The following is a 6691-nucleotide window of genomic DNA, read 5'->3' as shown; positions in this document are numbered from 1 at the left end:
CGAGTTCGAGGACCGATACCATTCCAACCGCGCTGGTCAGGCCGCGATCAACGTCTGACTCAAAGCAACTGGCCTCCGCGAACTCCGGGGCGCTTCACTTCCCCTCTGATGCGAGCTTCATCCCTGATGTTCTGGTAGCTGAGCTCGATAGTTCTCATGGAGTGAGCAAGCAGACTCTCCCCTTCCACAGCGCCCGTGTAGACCTTTTTGCCCAAGTCGGTGGCAGAGACTTCGCGGGTCGCCCTGTCTATAACGACCTGCCCTGTCGACTCCAAGAACGTCAAGGCCTTGATCGTCCGAATGCGCAAGTTGCCGGACCACCCGATGGCCTGTGAGGACCCTTTAAACCCAGCCACGGTCCGTTCAAGGCACTCGCCAACTAGCTGGCCAATCTCGGGCAGCTCAGGCTTCGACCGCCCCTTGCAGATGGCCAGGATGGTCATGGCAAGCAAGGGCAACTGGAACAAGGCCTCGTTGTCGAGGGTGTGCGCCGGCGAAGAGCCTTCGCCAGACAGGTTCAGCTTCAGGCCGAGCCGCCTGGCTTCGCTGAAGAACTCAGTCGAGCTCACCGCGCTGCCCTCCTCACGATGGCGGCACAAAGCGCGCCGAACAGCAGGTCAACGTCGAGCGCAGGAAACTGCTTGCCGATGGGTGATTCCCTGAGCTCTGTGATGCATTTCTCTAAGTCGGCGAGGGCGCCACCACCCAGCAGCCAAGCCCTGCACTTCTTGTCAATTTCCTCGAGCAGCACGTTCAAAGTGAAGTCGGGGAACGTATGACGGGCGTTTCTCATCCAGACATCCCAGGAGACCTTCGCCCGGGAAGCGGACTCGATCAATGTGTCCGGGGTGCCTGCCTCTTTCAGCTTCCGCTGAAGGATCGATGCGGTCTTGATTGCCGCAGGGTCACCGCCTTGCCGCAGCGTCTGGTACACCTGAGTCGAGATGCTCAGGACCCGAAGCAGGTCATCTAGACCGACTCCAGTTGTCAAGTCGATGTCAGCTTTGGACAAGCCGCTGATCGACGCACAGGATTTCTCTTCGACTAGCGCCACCAGACTCTTGGCGATTCGCTCCACCTCATGCTGATGAAGCTCAATCTCGGAGTGGTTCCAGATGGCGTTATGGGCGGCAACACCGAAGGCTTCGAGGGTGTCGCCGATATACTGAACATTGGGCTGCAACGTTAGCTTTTTTCGAGCCGCTTCGACCTGCTCAGCCGACAACACCTTGCCGGGTGAAACGATGGCCGCGAACTTCTCTATGAGCTGACGGACGTACTTCTTGCTGGACGTGCCCGCAGCTAGGTCCGCGACAAGGTCATAAACCTCATCCCTGAAGTGTACGTTGCTAAGGACGGTGACCGCACGGCACTGCTCGCCGAACTCAACCGTGTGAACGAACAGCTTCCCAGCGATGCTGCTGCGGATCGCCTCCAACTTTTCGGGTGTATCAAGGTCCCCGGTCTTCTTTAGAGAAAAGACTCCGTCGACGTCCCATTGCTGGTTAGCCCGGCCTTTGGTCTTGACCTGGAAGAAGTGGTACTCGACAACGCCGGCAACAGTTCTGCGCACAACGAAGTCGTCGTGGTAGTCGCAGTAGACGCGGTCGACTTCTTTGCCGCTCAGAATTTCGAGCGCCGCGAATGCAGCCGCTTGAAACTGCATCCGGAACCGCACCATGGTGTCTCGGCCAACAGTTTCGCGTGGCGCCTTCTCATGGATGATGTCCATGGCTATCGTTTTGCTCCCCCCGGATTTCGCGGGCGCCTTTTGTAACAGGTTTATGCGTTGACGCCCCTGAGGCATATCACTCATTCGGCGGGGGACCCGGCATGGCACGTCCTCAGGCCAGCCCTGCACCGCGCCGGCATGGCCGCTTCGATGGGATGTGGAGAGAAGTTGCATGCTGTATAAATATACAGCTACCTAGTGGCGACCGACGTTTGCCGGGACTCACCCGTCGTCGCATGCAGTTCTGCCTCAGGCTCGGGGAGCGAGAGCGACCGCTTCCAGCCTGGACCGGTCGCCGGGCCGGCCGCCGCGACCAGCGGTTCCTGGCCGACTGTTCCCGGAAGCTGTCGCTGCGGTTAGCTGGCCTCCAACTTAGGGACGAGTCCCCGCGGCGCAGCCGCGCCAAGCCATCAGGCCGCGACTGACAGCTGTCGGGTGCGGTTGTGAAGACCCGAACCCGGCCACGAGCGGTGCAGTAGGAACGTCTGCTTACAGGCGTAGCCTTCTCCGGGCGCGGGCAAGTTTTGGATCAAGAAGGGCGCCAACTCTTGTGCGTCTCGTCAGGGTTCAGCGGGCAAACCTCACGACCGAGTTCGAGCACCGAGTGCATGCGAGAACTTGGAAATCCAGAGGAGCATGTGCAAGCATGCGAGCCATGCCGCTACGCGGTGAGCACTGCTGAACCGGATCGCGCTTGGGCGACGCGAGGCACGTAGGCAGCGCAGTTGAAACGCTCTTCGCCACCTATTGCAATTCTTCTCTGCATGAGCGTACAAGCTGGCTGCGGCAATGTTGCTACTCGAGCACCGCCTGGAGCCTCCGTCCGACGCTCACATGCAGGGCGATCAGCCCGATCTGCAAGCACAGCCGGAGCAAAGAGCTTCACTGCTAGCCGCCGGTCATTGACATAGACGTTATTCAAGGAGACAACCATGTTTCGAGTGGTTCTAGCAGCATTAACGTCCGCGGCCATAGCCGGCTGCGGCGGCTCATCGGATTCCGACGACCTGCAAAGGTCGGAGCACAGCGTTGCGGTCACTTCGACCGCGCCGTCCATGACCGGGCAAACCGCGCAGCTGTATGTGCGCGAGATCAAGCCTGAAGGCGCCTCTGCCCCGCCGGTGGTCGTGTTCGTCCACGGTTCCGGAACGCCCGCCGAGGTTTCGTTCGACTCGCGAATGGACGACTACAGCTGGATGCGCGCAGTGGCGAGTGCCGGCTTTGACGTGTTCTCCGTCAGCATGACGGGGTACGGCGGTTCCACCCGGCCGGCGCCGATGAGCGACCCCTGCAATATCGCGAGTGCACAGCAGGCGGGCTATGTGCCAGCGCCTTGCCAACCGACTTATCGATCCCCGATCACCACGATGACCTCTGACTGGAACGACCTCGGCGCGGTTGTGGATTACGTTCGGCGTCTGCGCGGCGTGGATCGCGTCTCGCTGGTGGCTTGGTCCCAGGGCGGACCGCGCGTCACGGGCTACGCTGCGTTGCAGCCGACCAAGGTCGACCGCATCGTCGTGCTCGCGCCGGCTTACAACCGCACCGGCCTGGGAACACAACCCGATCCTCTGCCCACCTTGAATAACGGGGTGATGTCGATGCAATCGCGTAAGGACTTCATTGCCAACTGGGACCGTCAGGTGGGCTGCTCCAATCAATACGACCCAGCGGCAGCGACGAAGATCTTTGACGAGATGCTCGAGTCCGATCCCGTGGGTGCGAAATGGGGTGAAGGTGCGCGGCGAGCGCCAAACGTTCCGACCTGGGGTTTCAACCAAGTGACCGTCGCGTCTTTCAAGGCGCCCTACCTGATGATCACCGGCGAGCATGACGTGCAAGTACCGCCGGCGCGTGTCGGGGAACTGCTCCAGGACCTGGGCAGTGAGAACAAGGTTCTGGTGGATCTGGCTTGCTCGTCGCACAACGCGATGTGGGAGAAGAACCGTCAGCTCGTGTACGACGTCACCGTTCAGTGGCTGCGCGACGCCAAGGTGAACGGGGTCAGCAACGGCATCGTCCGGTTGGGGTACTGACCAGTATTCGACCGGCCGCTTCGCGGCGCCGAGATAAGGATTGCGTATGTCTCTTAAGGGTCGGCAGCGCCACTTCGTGGAACACGAGAGCGGTCGCTAGACTCGGTTTCTTGGCGGCCGACCGCGCACCCATAAGTCTCGGGACGAAAGGCGGGAAACTGACCACAGCGGTCCGCTGGCCCATCGAATCCTGAGCGGCCGGTTTCGGTGATCGCCGACGCCGGCCCCAGAAATCTGAGCGCCTGCAGCCAGCCTTAAGCCGCCACCACACCAAAAGCATTACACGCGCGACGTGGCGAGCGCTCGTTTACAGCCGCTCCATCCCCGCCCACGGCGCAGCCGACACCACCAGCACCCGCAACGGCCTGGCATAGGCCGCACTGCTCGCGCGCAAGGTATCCATCAGCGCCGCGGCGGCGCCAGGCTCCGGTTCACGAAGCATCAACAGCGTGGGCCGGCGCGGCCGGAACGCTGCGGCGGGCCCCAGCGGGCCTTGCCGCCACCAGCCGCAATCCCAGGGGTCGCCGGGGTGCGCGCCCGGCCCCGCCCCCTGTTCCCGCCACAGAATCTGCAGGCGCCACAGCAGCCCGCGCCAGCGGCCCAGGCGCGCCAGTTCGTCGCTGCCATCCAGCACGCACGCCGCGGCATCCAAGCCGGCGTGCGGCGCCATGCTGGCGATGCGCAGCGGCTCCGCCGGCACCGAGGAGGCGCCGCCCTCGCACCAGGTCCGCAGCGATGCCAGCAGCGATGCATCCCCGGCGCCGCCGGCCTCGGGCGGGTGCATCAGGGCGTCGTCGAATCGGCGGGGCAGGTGCATGGAGGGCACCATTGCAGCACAGGGCCGGCCGCCGCCCGCCCTACGCGGCATCGCGGGGCCGAAGGACCTCGACCACCCGCACCGCCAGCAGCGGCAGGATGCGATCCACCACCCACGCCCGGTAGTGCGCTGAATGCCGGTGCGCCTCCAGCGCATCGTCGTCGCGGTAGTGTTCGAGCAGCAGCAGCGTGCCAGACGCATCGGCGGACTGGAACACTTCATAGCCCAGGCAGCCCGGCTCGGCCAGCGACGCCTGGCGAAGCTCGGCGACGTGGCTGAGCACATCGCCGAGGGCACCGCTGCGCACCTGCCAGCGGGCTACCACCACGATCGGTGCAGGCGCGGCCGTCACGCGGGCTGCCTCAGGGCTTCGACGATCGCTTCGCCGACCAGGCTGCCCGATGCCGGGTTCTGGCCGGTGATCAGCCGGCCATCGACCGCCAGCTTGGGCTGCCACGGCGGCGCCGATTCGTAGCGCGCGCCTTCCTCGCGCAGCGCGCTCTCCAGGTCGAACGGCACGTCGGCGCGGGCATAGCCGTCTTCCTCGGCCGTCGAGAAGCCGGCGACCCGGCGGCCGCGCACCAGCGGCGTGCCGTCGGCAAGCGTCACGCCGAGCAGCGCCGACGGGCCGTGGCACACGGCGGCCACGACCTTGCCGCCGTCCCAGGCGCGCCGCACGGCCGCCTGCACCTGTGGGTTGCGGGCGATGTCGACCATCGGGCCCAGGCCGCCCGGGAAGAAGACGGCGTCGTAGTCCAGCACGTCCACCTCCGACAGCTTGCGGCTGTGCGCCATGCGGCGGTACGAAGCGCTCGCCAGGAACTCGGCCTGCACCGGGTCGGCGGCATCGAAGCCGTCTTCCGGCGGCTTGCCGCCCTGGAGCGTCGCGTACTCGACGGCGATGCCGGCCTTGTCGAGCGCTTCGAACGGGTGGGCGATCTCGGGGAAAAAGAACCCGGTGGCGCGCTGGTGGGGGCCGATCGCGGCGGCGTTTGTCACAACGAACAGAACATGCTTGACACTCATGACTTACTCCTTTGGGGTCGAAGAACTCGGTGGCTCCCGAGTGAAAGGAAGCTTAGGACGCGAAGGTCGGTCCGGGTAGGTGGGTCCGTGTTGACTGATTGGCTCACCAGATTTGACAATGACGGGATGAGCCCGAACCCGTCCCCCATCCTCGACGAGCTGCGGTCGATGGCGGTCTTCGCCACCGTCGTGCGCGCCGGCAGCTTCGCGGCAGGGGCCCGCGCACTGGGCTTGAGCCGCGCGGTGGTGAGCCACCATGTCCGGGTGCTGGAGACCAAGCTTGGCATGCCGCTGGCGCAGCGCAGCACGCGCAGCTTCAGCCTGACGCCGGCGGGCGAGGCGTTCCGCGTGCACTGCGAGCGCCTGCTCGACGAGGCGCACGACGGCATCCGCGGCATGGAGCTGCTGCGCGCCGAGCCGCGCGGCGAAGTGCGCATCACCTGCTCCCACCATTTCGGCAACCAGCGCATCCTGCCGGCGTTGCTGGCGTTCCGCCGGCGCTACCCGGCCATCCGCCTGCACCTGGCGATGAACGATGCCAACGTCGACCTGGTGCAGCAGGGCATCGAGCTGGCCGTGCGGGCCGGCCCGCTGGCCGATTCGGACCTGGTGGCGCGCCGCCTGGTGCGCGAGCCGACGATGCTGTGCGCATCGCCGGCCTACCTGCGCCGCCACCGCGCCCCGGCGACGGTGGCGGATCTCGCGCAGCAACGCTGGGTGGTCTACCCGCCCACGCAGCGCTCGTTCACCGCCATGCTTGGCGGGCAGGCGGTCGAGGTCGCGGTGCAGGGCGACGTGGTCACCGACAGCGCGGCCTCGCGCCTGGCCTTCGTGCTGGCCGGCGAAGGCGTGGCCCGCCTGCCGGCCTACGACGCCGCGGCGCCGCTCGCAGCGGGCGAATTGGTGCGCCTGCTGCCGGAGCTGGAGACCGCGCCGCTCGATATCTACCTGGTGCACGGCCGGCGCATCGGGCCCAGCGCGCGCCTGCTGCGCGATTTTTTACTGGCGGACACGCAGCACGACGGGGCGTGATCGGTGCGGGCACGGTATGCGCCTCGGCTCATGCCAGCCTTGCCGCCC

The 6691-nt window shown here is 65.4% G+C and carries 7 protein-coding genes; 2 read left to right on the top strand and 5 right to left on the bottom strand.

The genetic code is table 11. The annotated features are described in order from the left end of the window. Window positions 1–59: 59 nt before the first annotated feature. Window positions 60–569 (bottom strand): hypothetical protein, encoded by a 510-nt coding sequence (locus V4F39_RS01135; RefSeq protein ID WP_332287388.1) that lies wholly within the window; start codon window positions 567–569, stop codon window positions 60–62. Beyond that, the gene (locus tag V4F39_RS01130; RefSeq protein ID WP_332287387.1) at window positions 566–1732 is read right to left on the bottom strand and encodes a dsDNA nuclease domain-containing protein; all 1167 of its coding nucleotides are present in this window, start codon (window positions 1730–1732) and stop codon (window positions 566–568) included. The genes V4F39_RS01135 and V4F39_RS01130 overlap by 4 nt, the downstream gene beginning before the upstream one ends. Window positions 1733–2664: 932 nt before the next feature. Here V4F39_RS01130 and V4F39_RS01125 point away from each other — a divergent pair. After that, window positions 2665–3768 (top strand): alpha/beta hydrolase, encoded by a 1104-nt coding sequence (locus tag V4F39_RS01125; RefSeq protein WP_332287386.1) that lies wholly within the window; start codon window positions 2665–2667, stop codon window positions 3766–3768. Window positions 3769–4075: 307 nt separating this feature from the next. On the opposite strand, the gene V4F39_RS01120 is transcribed toward V4F39_RS01125, so the two are convergent. Genes V4F39_RS01120 through V4F39_RS01110 form a run of 3 tightly spaced genes read right to left on the bottom strand, consistent with a single transcriptional unit; the run spans window position 4076 to window position 5611 of the window. Beyond that, complete coding sequence (locus V4F39_RS01120; RefSeq protein WP_332287385.1) at window positions 4076–4585, bottom strand: hypothetical protein; 510 nt, start codon at window positions 4583–4585, stop codon at window positions 4076–4078. A 40-nt stretch (window positions 4586–4625) separates the two neighbouring features. Continuing rightward, entirely contained in the window at window positions 4626–4937 is a 312-nt protein-coding gene (locus V4F39_RS01115; protein WP_332287384.1) for a putative quinol monooxygenase, read from the bottom strand. Beyond that, the gene (locus V4F39_RS01110; RefSeq protein WP_332287383.1) at window positions 4934–5611 is read right to left on the bottom strand and encodes a type 1 glutamine amidotransferase domain-containing protein; all 678 of its coding nucleotides are present in this window, start codon (window positions 5609–5611) and stop codon (window positions 4934–4936) included. Before V4F39_RS01110 ends, V4F39_RS01115 begins: the two co-directional genes overlap by 4 nt. Window positions 5612–5737: 126 nt before the next feature. Here V4F39_RS01110 and V4F39_RS01105 point away from each other — a divergent pair, with 126 nt between their 5' ends. Then, window positions 5738–6643 (top strand): LysR family transcriptional regulator, encoded by a 906-nt coding sequence (locus tag V4F39_RS01105; protein ID WP_332287382.1) that lies wholly within the window; start codon window positions 5738–5740, stop codon window positions 6641–6643. Window positions 6644–6691: the final 48 nt, after the last annotated feature.

The sequence above is a fragment of the Aquincola agrisoli genome, assembly GCF_036621135.1.
Lineage (GTDB): Bacteria > Pseudomonadota > Gammaproteobacteria > Burkholderiales > Burkholderiaceae_C > Aquincola > Aquincola agrisoli.
Note: the sequence above shows the minus strand (reverse complement) of the source record. Positions and strands in the feature narration are given on the sequence as shown.